General features: G+C 52.3%; 23 protein-coding genes. 10 read left to right on the top strand and 13 right to left on the bottom strand.

From position 1 onward, the window contains the following. Positions 1 to 53 precede the first annotated feature (53 nt). The 9 genes from flgJ to flgB all read right to left on the bottom strand — a co-directional run bounded on the left by flgJ (position 54) and on the right by flgB (position 7310). Complete coding sequence (gene flgJ, locus ACJHX7_RS01695; protein WP_012311956.1) at positions 54 to 995, bottom strand: flagellar assembly peptidoglycan hydrolase FlgJ; 942 nt, start codon at positions 993 to 995, stop codon at positions 54 to 56. Then, entirely contained in the window at positions 995 to 2092 is a 1098-nt protein-coding gene (gene flgI / locus ACJHX7_RS01690; protein ID WP_000589300.1) for a flagellar basal body P-ring protein FlgI, read from the bottom strand. Before flgI ends, flgJ begins: the two co-directional genes overlap by 1 nt. An 11-nt stretch (positions 2093 to 2103) precedes the next feature. Further along, positions 2104 to 2802, bottom strand: a complete 699-nt coding sequence (gene flgH, locus ACJHX7_RS01685) for a flagellar basal body L-ring protein FlgH (RefSeq protein WP_001295442.1) — start codon at positions 2800 to 2802, stop codon at positions 2104 to 2106. A gap of 52 nt (positions 2803 to 2854) precedes the next feature. Further along, positions 2855 to 3637, bottom strand: a complete 783-nt coding sequence (gene flgG, locus ACJHX7_RS01680) for a flagellar basal-body rod protein FlgG (protein WP_000625837.1) — start codon at positions 3635 to 3637, stop codon at positions 2855 to 2857. 136 nt (positions 3638 to 3773) lie between these two features. Further along, entirely contained in the window at positions 3774 to 4529 is a 756-nt protein-coding gene (flgF, locus tag ACJHX7_RS01675; RefSeq protein WP_000349305.1) for a flagellar basal-body rod protein FlgF, read from the bottom strand. 19 nt (positions 4530 to 4548) lie between these two features. Next, positions 4549 to 5754, bottom strand: coding sequence for a flagellar hook protein FlgE (flgE, locus tag ACJHX7_RS01670; RefSeq protein WP_000885855.1), 1206 nt, complete (start codon positions 5752 to 5754; stop codon positions 4549 to 4551). Positions 5755 to 5778: 24 nt separating this feature from the next. Continuing rightward, the gene (gene flgD / locus ACJHX7_RS01665; RefSeq protein ID WP_094029802.1) at positions 5779 to 6474 is read right to left on the bottom strand and encodes a flagellar hook assembly protein FlgD; all 696 of its coding nucleotides are present in this window, start codon (positions 6472 to 6474) and stop codon (positions 5779 to 5781) included. An 11-nt stretch (positions 6475 to 6485) separates the two neighbouring features. Further along, positions 6486 to 6890 (bottom strand): flagellar basal body rod protein FlgC, encoded by a 405-nt coding sequence (gene flgC, locus ACJHX7_RS01660; protein ID WP_001196460.1) that lies wholly within the window; start codon positions 6888 to 6890, stop codon positions 6486 to 6488. A gap of 3 nt (positions 6891 to 6893) precedes the next feature. Further along, entirely contained in the window at positions 6894 to 7310 is a 417-nt protein-coding gene (gene flgB / locus ACJHX7_RS01655; protein WP_000884702.1) for a flagellar basal body rod protein FlgB, read from the bottom strand. Between the two features lie 155 nt (positions 7311 to 7465). On the opposite strand from flgB, the gene flgA reads away from it, so the two are divergent. The 3 genes from flgA to flgN all read left to right on the top strand — a co-directional run bounded on the left by flgA (position 7466) and on the right by flgN (position 8915). Next, complete coding sequence (gene flgA, locus ACJHX7_RS01650; RefSeq protein ID WP_000879684.1) at positions 7466 to 8125, top strand: flagellar basal body P-ring formation chaperone FlgA; 660 nt, start codon at positions 7466 to 7468, stop codon at positions 8123 to 8125. A gap of 75 nt (positions 8126 to 8200) precedes the next feature. Then, on the top strand, positions 8201 to 8494 hold the full coding sequence (gene flgM, locus ACJHX7_RS01645; RefSeq protein WP_000020883.1) for a flagellar biosynthesis anti-sigma factor FlgM: 294 nt from the start codon (positions 8201 to 8203) through the stop codon (positions 8492 to 8494). 4 nt (positions 8495 to 8498) lie between these two features. After that, entirely contained in the window at positions 8499 to 8915 is a 417-nt protein-coding gene (gene flgN, locus ACJHX7_RS01640; protein ID WP_000197351.1) for a flagella biosynthesis chaperone FlgN, read from the top strand. Between the two features lie 39 nt (positions 8916 to 8954). Here the strand turns inward: flgN and murJ are convergent, their stop codons facing one another. The 4 genes from murJ to rimJ all read right to left on the bottom strand — a co-directional run bounded on the left by murJ (position 8955) and on the right by rimJ (position 12767). Further along, the gene (murJ, locus tag ACJHX7_RS01635; protein ID WP_001050672.1) at positions 8955 to 10490 is read right to left on the bottom strand and encodes a murein biosynthesis integral membrane protein MurJ; all 1536 of its coding nucleotides are present in this window, start codon (positions 10488 to 10490) and stop codon (positions 8955 to 8957) included. A gap of 109 nt (positions 10491 to 10599) precedes the next feature. After that, positions 10600 to 11523, bottom strand: a complete 924-nt coding sequence (locus ACJHX7_RS01630) for a Gfo/Idh/MocA family protein (protein ID WP_094029803.1) — start codon at positions 11521 to 11523, stop codon at positions 10600 to 10602. 1 nt (position 11524) lies between these two features. Then, positions 11525 to 12172, bottom strand: a complete 648-nt coding sequence (locus tag ACJHX7_RS01625) for a YceH family protein (protein ID WP_000877116.1) — start codon at positions 12170 to 12172, stop codon at positions 11525 to 11527. A gap of 10 nt (positions 12173 to 12182) precedes the next feature. Continuing rightward, positions 12183 to 12767: a ribosomal protein S5-alanine N-acetyltransferase gene (rimJ, locus tag ACJHX7_RS01620; protein ID WP_000468186.1), complete on the bottom strand. Its 585-nt coding sequence runs from the start codon at positions 12765 to 12767 to the stop codon at positions 12183 to 12185. 235 nt (positions 12768 to 13002) lie between these two features. On the opposite strand from rimJ, the gene mdtH reads away from it, so the two are divergent. The 7 genes from mdtH to solA all read left to right on the top strand — a co-directional run bounded on the left by mdtH (position 13003) and on the right by solA (position 18864). Continuing rightward, entirely contained in the window at positions 13003 to 14211 is a 1209-nt protein-coding gene (mdtH, locus tag ACJHX7_RS01615; protein ID WP_000092207.1) for a multidrug efflux MFS transporter MdtH, read from the top strand. Between the two features lie 63 nt (positions 14212 to 14274). Beyond that, positions 14275 to 14922 (top strand): glutaredoxin 2, encoded by a 648-nt coding sequence (gene grxB, locus ACJHX7_RS01610; protein WP_000780912.1) that lies wholly within the window; start codon positions 14275 to 14277, stop codon positions 14920 to 14922. 133 nt (positions 14923 to 15055) lie between these two features. Next, a complete protein-coding gene (locus tag ACJHX7_RS01605) occupies positions 15056 to 15616 on the top strand; it encodes a lipoprotein (protein ID WP_001295443.1) in 561 nt (186 codons plus the stop codon). Positions 15617 to 15721: 105 nt separating this feature from the next. Beyond that, positions 15722 to 16768, top strand: coding sequence for a dihydroorotase (gene pyrC / locus ACJHX7_RS01600; RefSeq protein ID WP_000126543.1), 1047 nt, complete (start codon positions 15722 to 15724; stop codon positions 16766 to 16768). A gap of 73 nt (positions 16769 to 16841) precedes the next feature. Further along, positions 16842 to 17087 carry a DNA damage-inducible protein I gene (dinI, locus tag ACJHX7_RS01595; protein ID WP_001217754.1) on the top strand — a complete coding sequence of 82 codons (246 nt, stop codon included), beginning with the start codon at positions 16842 to 16844 and terminating at the stop codon, positions 17085 to 17087. Positions 17088 to 17376: 289 nt separating this feature from the next. After that, positions 17377 to 17631, top strand: a complete 255-nt coding sequence (gene bssS / locus ACJHX7_RS01590) for a biofilm formation regulator BssS (RefSeq protein WP_000414438.1) — start codon at positions 17377 to 17379, stop codon at positions 17629 to 17631. A 114-nt stretch (positions 17632 to 17745) separates the two neighbouring features. Next, a complete protein-coding gene (gene solA, locus ACJHX7_RS01585) occupies positions 17746 to 18864 on the top strand; it encodes an N-methyl-L-tryptophan oxidase (RefSeq protein WP_032171107.1) in 1119 nt (372 codons plus the stop codon). Positions 18865 to 18877 lie beyond the last annotated feature (13 nt).

Here is an 18877-nt window from a genome sequence, read left to right as displayed (position 1 = left end):
TAAGCCTTCAATTACAGAGTATTATCGGCAGCGACCCGCCGGACTTGAGTTATTCAGAACAGATTATCAATGTTCATGCTGTAGGTTTTGCTCACCTTGTCGCTTATCGATTTCATCTGCTGAATCATGCTGGTGAGTTTGCGGGCATAGTGAGGATCGGTGGCATAGCCCGCGTCCTGTAGGGCCTGCGCCCCCTGCTCCGCACTCGCGGCGGTCGTCACGGCGGCGTAGCGCGGGTTACGCGTTAACAGCCCAACGTAATCCGACAATGCTTCCAGATACGAGCTGTAGACCCGAAACTTCGCTTTTACTTTCTTCGCTTCGCCATTTTCATATTCAGTCGTGGTGATTTCAGTGACTGGCCCTTTCCAGTTGCCAGAGGCTTTGACGCCAAACAGGTTATAGCTCGGCTCGCCGTTTTCACGGCGGATTTGCCGTTGTCCCCAGCCAGATTCCAGCGCCGCCTGAGCGAGGATCAAATGATGTGGCACACCGCTTTGCTGGCTTGCCAGTTGGGCGGGCAACGAGAGTTGCGCGAGGAATGCTTTACTGTCACCCGGCAGCGAATCATCGTAGTTACGTGGTACGGCCTTTTGCACCAGCTGCGAAAGCGTCTGATTTTGATAACGCACCACGGTTTCGAGCGGGAATTTCATCGGTGCTGCTGGCATGGACTCCTCTGGCAATGGTTGTTCTGGCGTCATCTGTTTAACCATCATCTCTGCCAGCCCCAGACCTTTGCCCGCCGTCATCTGTTGGGCAATCTGCTGGTCATACATACTGGTATACAGGCGAGTGTGCTCGCTGCTGAACAGGCCATCTTTTGGTAAAGCGTCGCGCATGCTTTTCAACATCATCTGCACGAACATCCCTTCCACCTGGCGGGCCACCGGACGGATATTTGCCGCCGGATCTTCGCCCGCTTTCGCCTTAAGTTCGTTGAGCGATTGTGCATCCCAGGCCGCACTTGCCAGTAGTTTGCTGTCGCTGATCATCAGATGATTTCCAGTTTTGCCCGCAGACATCCCGCACTTTGCATTGATTGCAGTATGGACATCAGATCCATCGGCGTAGCGCCCAGCGCATTGAGCGCACGCACCACGTTATTGAGGCTGGCGCTGGAACGTACGCTTTGCAGCGAACCGCCGCTCTGGCGTAAATCGATCTGCGTTTGTGGAGTAACCACAGTCTGCCCGCCACCAAACGGTGTATCTGGCTGGCTGACATTGGCCTGCCGATTTACCGTAACCGAGAGATTCCCCTGCGCTACCGCGCAGCTGTCGAGGGTCACTTCGCGATTCATCACCACCGAACCAGTGCGCGAGTTAATCACTACTTTAGCGTCCTGCGGGGTAACATTAACCTGCATATTCTGGATATCGGCAAGGAAACGGACCTGGGAACTGTTGCCACTCGGTACGCGCACCTGAATAGTCCGCGCATCTAACGCGGTGGCGCTGCCATATCCACGCACGCGGTTGATGGTGTCAGCGATTTGCTGCGCCATACTGAAATCTTCGTCGTTAAGTTGCAAATTAAGGGTATTCCCGACGCCAAACTGGCTGGGCAATTCACGTTCAATAACCGCACCATTGGTGATCCGTCCACCGTTCAGTTGGTTCACCTGAACACTGCTACCGCCAGCGGAGGCCCCTGCGCCGCCAACCAGAATATTGCCCTGCGCCAGCGCATACACCTGACTGTCAACGCCCTTAAGCGGTGTCATCAATAACGTACCGCCACGCAGACTTTTGGCATTTCCCATAGAAGAAACCACCACGTCAATGGTTTGCCCCTGGCGTCCAAACGGCGGAAGTGACGCCGTCACCATTACCGCAGCGACGTTTTTTAGCTGCATATTGGTGCCCGTCGGAACGGTAATTCCCAGCTGTGAGAGCATGTTATTAAGCGTTTGTGTGGTAAACGGCGTCTGAGTTGTCTGGTCACCTGTACCATCAAGCCCCACCACCAGGCCATAGCCAATCAGTGAGTTTTGCCTTACCCCCTGAACACTGGTGAGATCGCGAATACGCTCAGCCTGAGCTGCCGTGATAACCAGTAGAAGAATTAATGCAGAGAGAAATTTAATCACCACAGCCTCACTTACATTGGCGACAGGTTAAGGAAGAAACGCTGCAACCAGCCCATATTTTGCGCTTCGTTAATGTAGCCATTGCCTACGTATTCAATGCGCGCATCCGCCACCTGAGTAGACGGTACGGTATTGCTGCCGCTGATGGTGCGTGGATTAACCACGCCAGAGAAGCGAATAAATTCGGTACCCTGATTAATGGCAATCTGTTTTTCACCCACCACATGTAGGTTGCCGTTGACCAGTACCTGGTCAACCGTCACCGTCAACGTGCCGCTAAAGGTATTGCTGGCATTGGCCCCGCCCTTTCCGTTGAACGTGTTACCACCGGAGGCTTCGACATCGGCACGAGCGTTACCAAACAGCCCCTGCAAATAGCGCGGCACAGTATCAAAGCCAAAATTAGTTTTACCGTCACGGCTGGCATTCGCAGAGGAGCTTTTGCTGGCGCTGACGTTCTCCTGCAACACGATGGTCAGCGTATCGCCAATATTGCGTGGTCGACGATCTTCAAACAGCGGTTGATAGCCATAGTTAATCGGCTGAGCAGACTGGAAAATAGACCCGTTGGCGACGGGCGTCGGACCGGGAACCGGTTGTGCACTGGTCGCCCCCTGCACCAGCGGCGTGGAGGGTATCCAGGCGCAGCCGGTTAGTGAAAGCACCAACAAGCTGGAAATGGCATAAGTATGCGCAGCGTTTTTTTGCATGGCTATCATCTTCAAAAATCAGTAAACCGGTGAATCTGCCACCGGTTATGCCTTAGAGTTGCGTCAGTTTTTGCAGCATCTGATCGGTGGTGGATACCGCTTTACTGTTGATTTCGTAAGCGCGTTGCACCTGAATCATATTGACAAGTTCTTCCGCCACGTTGACGTTAGACGTTTCAACATACCCTTGATACAGCAGTCCCGCGCCGTTCAGGCCCGGCGTGCTTTCGTTCGGTGCACCGGAGGATTGCGTTTCGGTGTAGAGGTTTTCGCCAATACTCTCCAGTCCGGTATCATTCATAAAGGTGGTGAGATTGAGCTGCCCAACCTGAACCGGAGCTGCCTGGCCTTGTTGGGTTACGCTGACCACGCCATCACGACCGATGGTGATACTTAACGCATTCGCCGGAATGGTGATCGCTGGCTGCACCTGAAAACCACCAGCCGTCACCAGCTGCCCGTTCTGATCCACCTGGAAAGAGCCGTCACGGGTATAGGCTGATGAGCCATCTGGCAACATCACCTGGAAAAAGCCCTGCCCTTTAATCGCGACATCTTTGCTGTTATTGGTTTGCGACAGGTTGCCCTGGCTGTGTAAGCGTTCAGTGGCGACCGGGCGTACACCCGTGCCGATTTGTAATCCGGAGGGTAAGGTGGTTTGTTCGGAAGACTGTGCCCCCGGCTGGCGAATGGTTTGATACAGCAGATCTTCAAACACCGCGCGCTGACGCTTAAAACCGTTGGTACTGACGTTTGCCAGGTTGTTGGCAATGACGTCCATATTGGTTTGCTGGGCATCCAGGCCCGTTTTGGCGATCCATAATGAACTGATCATAAAATGTCCTTTAGTGGATTGCTGACAAGCAGAGCAGAAGCACGCGGCGGTGCGCATTTCCCCTCACCCTAACCTCTCCCAAAATGGGCGAGAGAATAGTCCGCGCGCTTTTATTGCAATGTCATCAATCGATTAATTAACTCATCGACAGCAGTTGGTTGGCACGGCCTGCGTTATCATCGACGCTGCTGATCACCTTCATCTGCATTTCAAAACGCCGCGCGCTGGCAATCATGTCGCTCATTGCCGCAACGGCATTGACGTTACTGCCTTCCAGAACTCCCGACATCACACGCAAGGTTGGATCTGCCTGCAGTACCGGCCCACGCGTGGCCTGGCTTTCCGCGCTTAAACGAAAAATGCCGTCGTCACCGCGCTGCACTTCGCTGCCCGTGGCTTTCACCAGTTTCAGACGCCCCACTGGCGCAACCGTATTTGCCGGATCGCCCGGATTCAGCGCCGAGATTGTGCCATCGGCAGCAATAGTGATTTCCGCCCCTTCCGGCACAGCAATTGGCCCCGCCTCGCCTATCACCGGATGCCCCTGAATTATCAGTTGCCCGGTGGGATCAACCTGAATGCTGCCATTACGCGTATACCCTTCGCTACCGTCAGCGGTCTGCACGGCCAGCCAGCCATCCTGCTGCAACGCAACGTCCAGCGGGCGCGAGGTGTAATCCATCTTGCCGGGCGTCATGTCTGCACCCGGCGTTGACGCCGTTACCAGCGTGCGCGTAGGCAGTGAAAGCCCTTCCACCGGCACTGCGCGCAAGGCGTTTAACTGCGCGCGAAAACCGGGCGTTGAGGCATTGGCCAGATTACTGGCAGTTACCGCCTGTTGATTCAGCGTCTGGCTGGCTGCTCCCATCGCGGTATAAATTGCGTGATCCATTGAGCTATCCCGTCAGCGATTAGCGTAAGTTAACCAGCGTGTTGAGGATCTGGTCCTGGGTTTTGATGGTCTGGGCGTTAGACTGATAGTTACGCTGGGCAACGATCATATTGACCAGTTCTTTACTGAGATCGACGTTGGACGCTTCCAGCGCACCGTTGGTCAGGGTGCCAAAGTTGCCCGTCCCGGCTGTCCCCAACAGTGCCACGCCAGAAGATTGCGTCGCAGACCAGACGTTGTCGCCTTCGGATGCCAGACCTTCGTTGTTGGCAAAGTTCGCCAGTACAATCTGCCCCAGCAGTTGGGTTTGTTCGTTGGAATAGTTGCCGACAACCGTACCGTCATCATTGATTTGATAACTCACCAGATCGCCCGGTTTGTAGCCGTTCTGGGTGGTTGCCACAATGTTGTTAGCACCGGTATTTTGCTGCATGGAGTTGAGGAAACTCAGGCTAAACGTGGCGGGATCTGCGCCGTTAATTGCGCCAGTGGAAATATTCGCTGTTGGATCTGAGGTCAGAACGCCATTGGCATTAAACACCAGTGTTGTCGCTGTCTTCGCAATGCTGTTTGGATCACTACTATCCTGGGTGTAGACCTGCCAGTTATTATCCCCGGTCTTCACAAAGTAGACGCTCATGTCATGAGCATTACCCTGACTATCGAAAACAGTCACCGAACCTTTTTTGTTATAGCTATCCGCATTGCTGGCATCAAATGCGTTAACAGAGGGAAGCGGATCACTGGAATTCAGGTTGATCTGCATCGACGCCGTGGTGGTAGTTTTCGCTGCCATCAGGGTATTCGGGATCGAAATATTGGTCGGATTCGCCCCTTGCTGAATAGTCGGCGGCGTACCGGTTGCCGGGTAACCCGTCAGCTGTAAACCTTGCATATTCACCAGGTTACGGTTTTCATCCAGCTTAAATTGTCCGTTACGGCTGTAGAACACCGAACCGTTGCTGTCTACCAGACGGAAAAAACCGTTCTGGCTGATAGCAACGTCCAGACCACGCCCGGTGTTGGTGGTCGTGCCATCGGTAAAGTCCTGAGTGATACCGGCAACTTTTACCCCCAGTCCCACTTTCGAACCGGCAAACATATCGGCAAAAGAGGCCGTGCCTGATTTAAAGCCGTAGGTGGCGGAGTTGGCGATATTGTTGCCAATAACATCGAGGTTGGTGGCGGCAGCGTTTAATCCGCTAACCGCTTGAGAAAAGGCCATGACTGACTCCTGAAATGTGAAGGCTTAAATTATCTGCCGTACTTCGTCGAGGGTGGTGGTGCCGTAAGTGCCGAGATCCAGCGTATTACCGTTGTTGCCGCGGATCACACCCTGCACCAGAGCAAACTGCAACGGCTGGGCAACCAGTTGTGTACCACCGTTACTGGCGCTAATCGCTACGTTGTAAGAACCGTTCGGCGCAGTGCTGCCGTCAGTCAACGTACCGTCCCAGGTGAAACTGTGGACTCCGGCAGTCAGTTCACCGATATCAATGGTACGGACAACCGCACCGTTTTTATCGGTGATGGTGGCCGTAACTTTGTCTGCCGCCTGTTGCAGCTCAACACCAAACGGCGTGGTCGTGGTCATAGCCCCTTCTTCACTGCCGGTTCCCGCAAGAACAGTGGTGCCGGGGATCATCACGCCGTGACCGATCAGGTTACTGGCCTGTAACGACTGGCTGTTATCAATCTGTCCGGAAATAGATCCGAGCGTGGTATTGAGTTTTTCAATCCCGCTGACCGTGCTGATTTGAGCCAATTGCGACGTCAGCTCGTTGTTTTCCATTGGATTGGTCGGGTCCTGGTTTTTCAGCTGCGCCACCAGCAAAGTCAGAAAACTGCTTTGTAAATCTGCGGCGTTGCTGCCCGTGAGCGAACTACTACTGGTGGTGCTGACGCCGGTATTTGTCGGATCGGTGGTGGTTACCGCAATGGACATAGCTTTCTCCTTTATTGGCCGAGCGTAAGGGTTTTCAGCATCATGCTTTTCACCGTGTTGAGCACTTCAACATTGGCCTGATAGCTGCGTGACGCCGACATGGTGTTAACCATCTCCCCGACGACATCAACGTTTGGCATTTTCACGTAGCCCTTTGCATCCGCTAGCGGATTACCCGGTTCATAAACCAGTTTGTCCGGGGCCTGACTTTCTATAACATCGGCCACCTTTACGCCGCCTGTCGCAGCACCTGGCGCAGCGTTAACCTGGAATACCACCTGTTTTGCCCGATATGGCTGTCCATCGGGACCGGTCACGCTATCAGCATTCGCCAGATTACTGGCCGCCACGTTCAGGCGCTGGGATTGGGCAGTTAACGCCGACCCGGCGATATCAAAAATATTCAGCAGTGCCATCCGTTAATTTCCGCTCTGTAAAACGTTCATCATGCCTTTGATCTGCCCGCTCAACGCGCTAAGGCTCATCTGGTATTGCAGGCTGTTATCGGCAAACTGGGTGCGTTCACGATCCATATCGACAGTATTACCGTCAAGCGAAGGCTGGTCCGGAATACGGTATTGCAGTTCTGCGGTAGGAGGCGTCAGCGCCTGCGCCGGAATGTGTTGCGTTGAGGTCATCGTCAGTGCAACCACACTTGTTGCATCCCGTCCACGTTGCATGACTTTTTTAAGTTCACTGGCAAAATCGATATCGCGAGCCTGATAACCAGGGGTATCGGCATTGGCGATGTTTGCTGCCAGCACTTCCTGACGCTGGGCGCGCAGATTGAGCGCCTCTTGTTGAAAACGTAAGGCGGCGTCGAGCTTATCGAGCATATCTCCTCCGCAGGTATCAAAATTCTGCCATCAGCTTAAATGCCTTTACGCGCGCGTTATCGGCGGAATAAACGCAAAATGGGTCGCTATTTATGCCGTTGATGGTCATTGCGGACAGGTACAATTCACGTTGTAGAAATGGCTGGGGGGCGAAAATGCTGGCAATAAAACGTCGCGTGGCGATCATCGCGATACTGTTCAGTCCGTTAAGTGCGGCGAGCAATCTCACATCGCAATTGCACACCTTTTTTAGCGCCCAGCTCGCGGGGGTAAGTGATGAGGTTCGTGTTTCTATTCGTACAGCGCCCAATCTACTACCGCCGTGCGAGCAGCCATTGCTTTCGATGAGCAATAATTCCCGCCTGTGGGGCAATGTGAATGTGTTGGCTCGCTGCGGTAACGACAAACGATATTTACAAGTTAATGTGCAGGCTACAGGAAATTATGTGGTTGCCGCGATGCCCATTGTGCGGGGAGGAAAACTGGAAGCTGGCAATGTCAAACTGAAACGCGGCAGGCTGGATACCCTGCCACCGCGTACGGTGCTGGATATCAATCAACTTGTTGATGCCGTTAGCCTGCGCGATATATCACCCGATCAACCTATCCAGTTAACCCAGTTTCGCCAGGCATGGCGGGTAAAAGCGGGACAACGCGTCAACGTGATCGCCAGCGGTGATGGGTTTAGCGCCAACGCAGAAGGTCAGGCGCTGAACAATGCTGCCGTCGCACAGAATGCGCGGGTGCGCATGGTATCGGGACAGGTGGTCAGCGGCGTTGTTGATGCAGATGGGAATATTCTTATAAACCTGTAAGCTGTTAAAGATTACCCGTCCCTTGCCGATAAATAAGCAACACATGATAAAAGCGCCCTCAATGAGGAATAAACCATGAGTATTGACCGCACTTCACCTCTGAAGCCCGTAAGCACCGTTCAACCGCGTGAAACCACTGACGCGCCGGTAACGAATACCCGGGCGGCAAAAACAACCGCCGCCACCAGCACCAGTGTGACGTTAAGCGACGCGCAAGCAAAACTGATGCAACCCGGCAGCAGTGATATCAATCCTGAACGTGTCGAAGCGTTAAAGCTGGCGATTCGTAACGGTGAACTAAAAATGGACACCGGCAAAATTGCCGATGCGCTGATCAACGAAGCGCAGCAAGACTTGCAGAGTAACTGATCGTATGACGCGTCTTGCAGAGATCCTCGACCAGATGTCCGCTGTGCTTAACGATCTCAAAACGGTAATGGATCAAGAGCAGCAACATCTCTCAATGGGGCAGATCAACGGCAGCCAGTTGCAATGGATTACAGAACAAAAAAGCTCACTGCTGGCGACGCTGGATTACCTCGAACAGTTACGCAGGAAAGAACCCAATTCAGCAAATAGCGTTGATATTAGTCAACGCTGGCAGGAAATTACTGTGAAAACGCAGCAACTACGTCAAATGAATCAACATAACGGCTGGTTACTGGAAGGACAGATTGAGCGCAATCAACAGGCGCTGGAAATGTTGAAACCGCATCAGGAACCGACGCTATATGGGGCGAACGGTCAGACCTCAACAACCCATCGCGGCAGTAAAAAGATTTCGATCTGAAGATTATCTCCGGCCTGCACTGCAGGCCGGAATGCATTGTTACACCGTCCGGCGGGCAAATTCTTTAACTTTGAAGCCCAGTACCGCCAGTGCAGCGAAGTACGCGGCAATCCCCGCCAGCACGACCGCCATTAAACGCAGTAAGCGCCAGGGCATGGTACCCAATGACCACTCCGGCATGATATGTAACATACCTAAAAGCACGCCCGACATCACCAGTACCGCCACTACCAGACGCAACAGAAACGCCATCCAGCCAGGTTGCGGGGTAAAGATTTTCTGCTTACGCAACTGCCAGTAAAGCAGCGAAGCATTCAGACACGCCGCCAGACCAATAGAAAGTGACAGCCCGGCATGTTTCAACGGACCGATAAACGCCAGGTTCATCAATTGCGTTAAAATCAGCGTAACGATGGCAATTTTCACTGGCGTTTTAATGTCCTGGCGGGAATAAAAGCCAGGAGCCAACACTTTCACTACAATCAGGCCAATCAAACCCACCGAGTAGGCAATTAACGCCCGCTGGGTCATCAGCGCATCAAAGGCGGTAAATTTACCGTACTGGAACAGCGAAACGGTTAACGGACCGGAAAGAATGCCCAACGCAACCGCACTCGGCAGCGCCAACAGGAAACAAAGACGCAGCCCCCAGTCCATCAAACGGTTGTATTCATCATGATTGCCACTGGCAAAACTTTTCGACAGCGACGGCAGCAAAATGGTGCCAAGCGCCACGCCCAGTACACCGGACGGAAACTCCATTAAGCGGTCGGCGTAATACATCCAAGACACCGAACCGGAAGCAAGAAACGAGGCAAAAATGGTGTTGATGATTAAGGAGATCTGGCTCACAGAGACGCCAAGGATCGCCGGTCCCATCTGTTTCACCACGCGCATTGCTCCGGCATCGTGGAAGTTAATGCGTGGCAAAACCAGCATGCCGATCTTCTTCAGATGCGGTAGCTGATACACCAGCTGCAGGATGCCGCCGACCGTAACAGCCCAGGCCAGCGCCAGCACCGGTGGATTAAAGTACGGCGCGGCAAACAGCGCAAAGCCAATCATGCTGATATTGAGCAATGTCGGGGCAAACGCCGGAATTGAGAAGCGGTTCCAGGTATTCAGAATCGCTCCCACCAGCGACGCCAGGGAGATCAGCAAGATATAGGGAAAGGTTATCTTTAGTAGCTGGCTGGTCAGGGCAAATTTGTCGGCAGTGTCAGCGAAGCCAGGCGCGGTCACCATGATCACCCACGGTGCAGCGAGCATGCCAGCGACCGTCACAACCGCCAGCGCAAGTGTCAGCAGGCCAGAAACATAAGAGACAAAGACCCGCGTGGCGTCTTCACCCTGCTTGCTTTTATATTCCGCCAGAATCGGTACAAATGCCTGGGAAAATGCCCCTTCGGCAAAAATACGGCGCAACAAGTTAGGAAGTTTAAAAGCGACGAAAAAGGCGTCGGTTGCCATCCCTGCGCCAAAGATTCTGGCGACAATTGCGTCACGTGCGAAGCCAAGCACACGCGAAAACATGGTCATCGAGCTGACGGCGGCCAGCGATTTTAATAAATTCATCGGTGTTCTAATCCAGACCCACGGGCAAAACGCCTGCAAGGCAGGCGCTGAAAGAGGCGAATAGTCTACCTGGATTATGGTGAATTGCTACCGCCAGATGTTACAGGGTTTATTCACTCATCGCATCGCGCCAGATCTTGTCAATGATACGTTGCGCCAGCACGGCCTGTTCGCCGGCGGTTTGCGGAACTGTCTGATTTTGCACGCATTCAATGAAGTGCCGCGCACAGCCGACAAATCCACGTTGCTCAAGCGTACTCTGCCAACCAGGAATCGGTTTATGCACTACGCCCTGCCCGCGCTCCTCACGCCATTCGCGCATATCCGTAATGTCGATGAGCGCACCATCAGTCACGGCCTGCACGGTTTCACGCTGACTTCCGGCACGGCGATGCATACAGGTGGTGATCTGCAAAGGACCGGCCGAAAAATGGTGCTCGGCAAACAGCATTTCGCCAGCGTCATTAGTCAGTAGCGTACCGCCATCCAGAGAGGCTTTACCGCCCGACAACCACAGCGCGGTATCCACCACATGCAGATAATCATCCAGCAACGTGAAATAAAGATCGTGTGGCCCGACGCTATTGCTACGATGTTTATCCATTCTTAGCGAGGCTGCGGTGGCGAGTTGCTTTTTTAACTCACCGTAGAGTGGTGCGAAACGACGGTTAAAACCGACCATCAACGTCAGTTTTTTCCGCGCCGCCAGTTCCACCAGCCGTTCAGCATCGCGCAGATTTTCTGCCAGCGGTTTATCGACACAGACATGTACCCCCGCATTGAGTAACGTACTGACCACGTCAAAGTGGCTGGCGGTGCTGGAATGCACAAAAACCGCATCGCAACTGGCGGCAAGGCTGGATAACGAATCGGCATAAGGAATGCGCCAGCTGTCACAAATTGGCAGGGCTTTGGCGCGCGTAGGCGACCACGCACCTTGTAACGTCCAGTCAGACGCTGCCGCCAGCACCGGTAACCACGCTTTTTGCGCAATGCCGCCTAATCCCACTACACCGATACGTAATTTTTTCACTTTAATCTCCCAGGTGGGCCAGCAACGAATCAAGACGCTGTTTCAGTTCTGCCACTTCGATTTCCAGGGCTTCGACGCGGGCCTGTAAATCACCGTCAACCGCGTTCGACATATCCGTTACCGCCGGCTGATCCTCTACCTCACCACTGAAAAGATGCATGTAGCGGCTTTCACGTTTACCCGGTTCGCGGGCCAGACGCACCACAAAAGGACCATCTTCGCGATTTGCCAGTTGTTCCAGCGTCGACTCCACTTCCGCCATATCGCTGAATTCATACATTCGCGCGGCGCGGCTGCGCAGTTCACCCGGCGTCTGGGCACCACGCAATAACAACGTGGTGATTAACGCCACTTCTGCGGCGCTCAGTTTCAGATCGCCAAATTCTGAATTACAAAAACGTTGCTCATATTTGGTGACCCGATTACCAAAACCGCTCACCGTGCGTAGATAATGACGTTTGACCAGATTATCCAGCTGTTCCTGCACTTCAGATTCACTCAGATTCATAACCGGTTCACGGTTCGTTTTCTGATTACAGGCCGTGACTACACCATTGACTGAGAGCGGGTATTGCTCCGGCGTGGTCACCTGCTTTTCCAGCAAGCAGCCAATCACGCGAGCTTCCAGGGCAGTAAGTTGATATTTCATGAGATTCTCCTTAGCGGCCGGGCGTCCAGTCTGGGGTAGTTAATGCCGTCAGTACGTGATCGCGCCATTGTCCATCAATCAACAGATAGTCTTTCGCATAGCCTTCTTTTTCAAAACCCAGTCGCGCCAGTAAATCACCGCTGCGTTTATTGTGCGGCATATAATTAGCCATAATGCGATGAATATGTTGGGTGCGCTGCATATAACGAATGGCTGCGGTCAGGGCTTCAAACATGAGTCCTTTGCCCTGCCATTTTTGCCCAATCGAATAACCGAGATAGCAGGCATGAAAAGAGCCACGAACAACATTGGAAAAATTGGCAACGCCAATAATCTCTTTTTCGTCCGGGTCGAATAAGCCAAAGTAGAAAGCTGAACCTTGTTTATGAAATTCGTTAATCATCCCTAGCCTGGCCTGCCAGCCTGATGGATAACAGTGGCTTTCGTCGCGCACTGGCTCCCAGGGCTTGAGGAAATGGCGATTCTCTGCGTAATAATCCGCCAGACGCCAGGCATCACGATCATGCACCAGACGCACGACCAGTCGGTCTGTGGTTAAGCGCACTTTTGGCACGTTACTGCGATAGCCAAACATTCTATACCTACTCCTTCCCGTAACGTCTTTAATACGCTGTAAGTATTACTATACCTGCGCAACCAGACCCTGTGAAAAGTCCAGAATGCCATTTTCTGCATTATTCACATATTTGATAAAAACTCTCTATCAAAGCGACGTTTTGATAAAAAAATATTGTCCCCGAAGTGATGGGAAAAGTCTTAGCGGCAATGCAGAATAGAAAGTGCTCATCTTTTATTTCCCGGGAGGGGAAATGTCCCGCGTGTCGCAGGCGAGGAACCTGGGTAAATATTTCCTGCTCATCGATAATATGCTGGTCGTGCTGGGGTTCTTTGTTGTCTTCCCGCTGATCTCTATCCGCTTCGTTGATCAAATGGGCTGGGCCGCCGTCATGGTCGGTATTGCCCTCGGCCTACGCCAGTTTATTCAGCAAGGTCTGGGTATTTTCGGCGGAGCAATTGCCGACCGCTTTGGTGCCAAACCGATGATTGTTACCGGTATGCTGATGCGTGCCGCCGGATTCGCCACAATGGGTATCGCCCACGAACCGTGGCTACTGTGGTTTTCATGCCTGCTTTCGGGACTCGGCGGCACGTTGTTTGATCCTCCGCGTTCGGCGCTGGTGGTGAAATTAATCCGTCCACAGCAGCGTGGTCGTTTTTTCTCGCTGTTGATGATGCAGGACAGTGCCGGTGCGGTCATTGGCGCATTGTTGGGGAGCTGGCTGTTGCAATACGACTTTCGCCTGGTCTGCGCCACAGGGGCAGTTTTGTTTGTGCTGTGTGCAGCGTTCAATGCGTGGTTGTTACCGGCATGGAAACTCTCCACCGTACGCACGCCCGTTCGCGAAGGCATGACCCGCGTGATGCGCGACAAGCGTTTTGTCACCTATGTCCTGACGCTGGCGGGTTACTACATGCTGGCTGTACAAGTGATGCTGATGCTGCCAATTATGGTCAACGACGTGGCTGGCGCGCCCTCTGCCGTTAAATGGATGTATGCCATTGAAGCGTGTCTGTCGTTAACGTTGCTCTACCCTATCGCCCGCTGGAGTGAAAAGCATTTTCGTCTGGAACACCGGTTAATGGCTGGGCTGTTGATAATGTCATTAAGCATGATGCCAGTGGGCATGGTCAGCGGCCTGCAACAACTTTTCACCCTGATTTGTCTGTTTTATATCGGGTCGATCATTGCCGAGCCTGCGCGTGAAACCTTAAGTGCTTCGCTGGCAGACGCAAGAGCTCGCGGCAGCTATATGGGGTTTAGCCGTCTGGGTCTGGCGATTGGCGGCGCTATTGGTTATATCGGTGGCGGCTGGCTGTTTGACCTGGGCAAATCGGCGCACCAGCCAGAGCTTCCGTGGATGATGCTGGGCATTATTGGCATCTTCACTTTCCTTGCGCTGGGTTGGCAGTTTAGCCAGAAACGCACCGCGCGTCGTTTGCTTGAACGCGACGCCTGATTTGATACTCCCCCCTGACTCCTCCATACTGAAAGTGAACTGACAGCCAAATGGAGGAGTCACGTGAAGCTATACATTTACGATCACTGCCCTTACTGCCTCAAAGCCCGCATGATTTTCGGCCTGAAAAATATCCCCGTCGAATTACATGTTCTGCTCAACGACGACGCAGAAACACCCACCCGGATGGTCGGTCAAAAACAGGTTCCCATTCTGCAAAAAGATGACAGCCGCTATATGCCAGAAAGCATGGACATCGTTCACTATGTCGATAAACTCGACGGCAAACCGTTACTGACCGGCAAACGTTCCCCTGCCATTGAAGAGTGGCTGCGCAAGGTCAATGGCTACGCCAACAAACTGCTGTTGCCGCGTTTTGCCAAATCGGCATTTGATGAGTTTTCTACTCCTGCCGCGCGCAAATATTTCGTCGACAAGAAAGAGGCCAGCGCGGGTAATTTTGCCGACCTGCTGGCCCACTCTGACGGTCTGATTAAGAATATCAGCGATGATTTACGTGCGCTGGACAAACTGATCGTCAAACCGAACGCCGTGAATGGCGAACTTTCGGAAGATGATATTCAGCTATTTCCGCTGCTGCGTAATCTGACGCTGGTAGCCGGAATTAACTGGCCAAGCCGCGTTGCTGATTACCGCGATAATATGGCGAAACAGACACAAATCAATTTGTTATCATCAATGGCGATTTAATCCTGACCCGCCGCGGCAGCCTGTATTCGCGGGTTGCCGCCGTTTTCAGTTTTTTCTGCTGGCGCGTTTATCGCTGGTGACACATGCTGCGTTGTGTCAGGATATTGACGCGGATTTCATGTCGAGGACTACCATGAACAAGTTTTTATTTGCCGCTGCATTGATCGTCAGTGGCCTGCTCGTTGGCTGTAATCAACTCACCCAATACACCATCACCGAACAAGAAATTAACCAGTCGCTTGCGAAACATAATAATTTCTCAAAAGATATCGGTTTACCCGGCGTGGCTGACGCCCATATTGTTCTGACAAACCTGACCAGCCAAATTGGTCGCGAAGAGCCGAATAAGGTTACCCTAACCGGAGACGCCAATCTGGACATGAACTCCCTGTTCGGTAGCCAGAAAGCGACCATGAAACTGAAGCTGAAAGCGCTGCCCGTGTTTGATAAAGAAAAAGGCGCGATCTTCCTGAAAGAGATGGAAGTGGTCGATGCGACGGTACAACCGGAAAAAATGCAAACAGTGATGCAAACGTTGCTCCCCTATTTGAACCAGGCATTACGCAATTACTTTAACCAGCAACCTGCTTACGTCCTGCGCGAAGATGGCAGCCAGGGCGAAGCAATGGCGAAGAAACTGGCGAAAGGCATTGAAGTGAAGCCAGGCGAAATTGTCATTCCGTTTACTGATTAATCACGAGGGCGCATTCGCGCCCTTTATTTTTCGTGCAAAGGAAAACGTTTCCGCTTATCCTTTGTGTCCGGCAAAAACATCCCTTCAGCCGGAGCATAGAGATTAATGACTGCACCATCCCAGGTATTAAAGATCCGCCGCCCAGACGACTGGCACCTTCACCTCCGCGATGGCGACATGTTAAAAACTGTCGTGCCGTATACCAGCGAAATTTATGGACGGGCTATCGTAATGCCCAATCTGGCTCCGCCCGTGACCACCGTTGAGGCTGCCGTGGCGTATCGCCAGCGCATTCTTGACGCCGTACCTGCCGGGCACGATTTCACCCCGCTGATGACCTGTTATTTAACAGATTCGCTGGATCCTAATGAGCTGGAGCGCGGATTTAACGAAGGCGTGTTCACCGCTGCAAAACTTTATCCGGCAAACGCAACCACTAACTCCAGCCACGGCGTTACGTCAGTTGACGCAATCATGCCGGTACTTGAGCGCATGGAAAAAATCGGTATGCCGCTACTGGTGCATGGTGAAGTGACACATGCAGATATCGACATTTTTGATCGTGAAGCGCGCTTTATAGAAAGCGTGATGGAACCGCTGCGCCAGCGCCTGACCGCGCTGAAAGTCGTTTTTGAGCATATCACCACCAAAGACGCTGCCGACTATGTCCGTGACGGAAATGAACGGCTGGCTGCCACCATCACTCCGCAGCATCTGATGTTTAACCGCAACCATATGCTGGTTGGTGGCGTGCGTCCGCACCTGTATTGTCTACCCATCCTCAAACGCAATATCCACCAACAGGCATTGCGTGAACTGGTCGCCAGCGGTTTTAATCGTGTATTCCTCGGAACGGATTCTGCGCCACATGCACGTCATCGCAAAGAGAGCAGCTGCGGCTGCGCGGGCTGTTTCAACGCCCCAACCGCGCTGGGCAGTTACGCTACCGTCTTTGAAGAGATGAATGCTTTGCAGCACTTTGAAGCATTCTGTTCTGTAAACGGCCCGCAGTTCTATGGCTTGCCGGTCAACGACACATTCATCGAACTGGTACGTGAAGAGCAACAGGTTGCTGAAAGCATCGCACTGACTGATGACACCCTGGTGCCATTCCTCGCTGGGGAAACGGTACGCTGGTCCGTTAAACAATAAAAATCGTAGCTTCCTGTTGTCATTAGGTTATTTTGCCTGTATAAATAACCAGTATATTCAACAGGGGGCTATTATGCGAATTGAAGTCACCATAGCGAAAACTTCTCCATTGCCAGCTGGGGCTATTGACGCCCTGGCTGGCGAACTTTCCCGCCGTATTCAGTATGCGTTTCCTGATAATGAAGGCCACGTATCGGTACGTTATGCCGCAGCGAATAATTTATCGGTTATTGGCGCAACAAAAGAAGATAAACAGCGCATTAGCGAAATTCTCCAGGAAACGTGGGAAAGCGCCGATGACTGGTTTGTCAGCGAATAATATGCAGTGATTTTTGTTTTTGCCGGGTCGCCCCGGCTTTTTTATTTTACTTACAAATTTTGAGTACAAAATTTCTACACTTCCTCAAAATAATTGCACAATATGCTAAAAAAATATGAATGACATGCTGTTTTATTGTTCATATAAATCTTAAAAGCAGAAATTTATCTGTTCCCCCCTTTAAAAATTCGGTGAATACCCTTACTTATTGGTATACTGAAGTTGCTTCAGATAAAAACGCATTGAACCTCGAATAACGTTGTCTAGTAACACGAATTAGGGGGCCATGATGGAAAAAAATAATGAAGTCATTCAGACTCATCCGCTCGTAGGGTGGGACATCAGCACCGTTGATAGCTATGATGCGCTGATGTTGCGTTTGCACTACCAGACCCCAAATAAGTCCGAGCAGGAAGGGACTGAAGTTGGTCAGACGCTCTGGTTAACCACTGATGTTGCCAGACAATTTATTTCGATATTAGAAGCAGGAATCGCCAAAATTGAATCCGGTGATTTCCAGGTAAACGAGTATCGGCGTCATTAACATGACATGACCATCCACCCAAAAGGCACCTCACCGGTGCCTTTACCATTTCTGGGTTGTATATCTGCATTCAGTTAATTACTCTGCTTAAACCATGAGGGCAGAGAGAAAAAAATGAAATACGATCTCATCATTATTGGCAGCGGTTCCGTAGGCGCTGCCGCCGGGTATTATGCAACCCGCGCCGGTTTAAACGTGCTAATGACCGACGCCCATATGCCACCACATCAACACGGCAGCCACCACGGCGATACGCGATTAATTCGCCATGCTTATGGTGAAGGCGAAAAGTATGTCCCGCTGGTCCTCCGCGCGCAAACACTGTGGGATGACCTCTCCCGCCACAACGAAGATGATCCCATTTTTGTACGCTCTGGTGTCATTAACCTCGGCCCGGCTGACTCCGCATTTCTCGCCAACGTCGCCCACAGCGCCGAACAGTGGCAACTCAATGTTGAAAAGCTCGATGCGCAAGGGATTATGGCCCGCTGGCCGGAAATACGCGTCCCGGACAACTACATCGGCTTATTTGAGACTGATTCCGGCTTTTTACGCAGCGAACTGGCGATTAAAACCTGGATCCAACTGGCGAAGGAAGCGGGCTGTGCGCAGCTGTTCAACTGCCCGGTCACCGCAATTCGTCATGACGATGATGGCGTAACTATTGAAACGGCAGACGGTGAGTATCAGGCGAAAAAAGCGATTGTCTGCGCGGGAACATGGGTAAAAGACCTACTCCCGGAGCTGCCTGTCCAGCCCGTACGCAAAGTATTTGCCTGGTATCAGGCCGATGGCCGCTATAGCGTGAAGAATAAATTCCCGGCATTTACCGGTGAACTGCCCAATGGCGATCAATATTATGGTTTTCCGGCAGAAAACGACGCGTTGAAGATTGGCAAACATAACGGAGGCCAGGTTATCCATTCAGCGGATGAACGTGTTCCGTTTGCGGAAGTGGTCAGCGATGGTTCGGAAGCCTTCCCGTTCTTGCGCAATGTGTTGCCGGGTATCGGTTGCTGCCTGTACGGCGCTGCCTGCACCTATGATAATTCGCCTGACGAAGATTTTATTATCGATACCCTACCCGGCCACGATAATACACTGCTCATTACCGGCCTGAGTGGGCACGGTTTTAAATTTGCGTCAGTTTTAGGGGAAATAGCTGCCGATTTTGCGCAAGACAAAAAAAGCGATTTTGATTTGACGCCATTCAGGCTTTCCCGCTTCCAATAATCATCATTACGGC

The organism is Escherichia sp. WS1451, from assembly GCF_046487365.1.
Taxonomy (GTDB): Bacteria; Pseudomonadota; Gammaproteobacteria; order Enterobacterales; family Enterobacteriaceae; genus Escherichia; species Escherichia coli.
The sequence above is the reverse complement of the archived record's forward strand: the minus strand, read 5'-3'. Positions and strand labels throughout refer to the sequence as shown.

Excerpts from the sequence above, each read along its gene's own strand:
- flgB (WP_000884702.1), bottom strand. The coding sequence starts at position 7,310 with ATGCTCGATAAGCTCGACGCCGCCTTACGTTTTCAACAAGAGGCGCTC.
- ACJHX7_RS01625 (WP_000877116.1), bottom strand. The coding sequence starts at position 12,172 with ATGAAATATCAACTTACTGCCCTGGAAGCTCGCGTGATTGGCTGCTTG.
- pyrC (WP_000126543.1), top strand. The coding sequence starts at position 15,722 with ATGACTGCACCATCCCAGGTATTAAAGATCCGCCGCCCAGACGACTGG.
- ACJHX7_RS01605 (WP_001295443.1), top strand. The coding sequence starts at position 15,056 with ATGAACAAGTTTTTATTTGCCGCTGCATTGATCGTCAGTGGCCTGCTC.
- flgG (WP_000625837.1), bottom strand. The coding sequence starts at position 3,637 with ATGATCAGTTCATTATGGATCGCCAAAACGGGCCTGGATGCCCAGCAA.
- flgF (WP_000349305.1), bottom strand. The coding sequence starts at position 4,529 with ATGGATCACGCAATTTATACCGCGATGGGAGCAGCCAGCCAGACGCTG.
- flgC (WP_001196460.1), bottom strand. The coding sequence starts at position 6,890 with ATGGCACTGCTGAATATTTTTGATATCGCCGGGTCGGCGTTAACTGCC.
- flgN (WP_000197351.1), top strand. The coding sequence starts at position 8,499 with ATGACGCGTCTTGCAGAGATCCTCGACCAGATGTCCGCTGTGCTTAAC.
- flgJ (WP_012311956.1), bottom strand. The coding sequence starts at position 995 with ATGATCAGCGACAGCAAACTACTGGCAAGTGCGGCCTGGGATGCACAA.
- flgD (WP_094029802.1), bottom strand. The coding sequence starts at position 6,474 with ATGTCCATTGCGGTAACCACCACCGATCCGACAAATACCGGCGTCAGC.
- rimJ (WP_000468186.1), bottom strand. The coding sequence starts at position 12,767 with ATGTTTGGCTATCGCAGTAACGTGCCAAAAGTGCGCTTAACCACAGAC.
- flgA (WP_000879684.1), top strand. The coding sequence starts at position 7,466 with ATGCTGGCAATAAAACGTCGCGTGGCGATCATCGCGATACTGTTCAGT.
- murJ (WP_001050672.1), bottom strand. The coding sequence starts at position 10,490 with ATGAATTTATTAAAATCGCTGGCCGCCGTCAGCTCGATGACCATGTTT.
- flgE (WP_000885855.1), bottom strand. The coding sequence starts at position 5,754 with ATGGCCTTTTCTCAAGCGGTTAGCGGATTAAACGCTGCCGCCACCAAC.
- mdtH (WP_000092207.1), top strand. The coding sequence starts at position 13,003 with ATGTCCCGCGTGTCGCAGGCGAGGAACCTGGGTAAATATTTCCTGCTC.
- flgH (WP_001295442.1), bottom strand. The coding sequence starts at position 2,802 with ATGCAAAAAAACGCTGCGCATACTTATGCCATTTCCAGCTTGTTGGTG.
- bssS (WP_000414438.1), top strand. The coding sequence starts at position 17,377 with ATGGAAAAAAATAATGAAGTCATTCAGACTCATCCGCTCGTAGGGTGG.
- solA (WP_032171107.1), top strand. The coding sequence starts at position 17,746 with ATGAAATACGATCTCATCATTATTGGCAGCGGTTCCGTAGGCGCTGCC.
- flgM (WP_000020883.1), top strand. The coding sequence starts at position 8,201 with ATGAGTATTGACCGCACTTCACCTCTGAAGCCCGTAAGCACCGTTCAA.
- dinI (WP_001217754.1), top strand. The coding sequence starts at position 16,842 with ATGCGAATTGAAGTCACCATAGCGAAAACTTCTCCATTGCCAGCTGGG.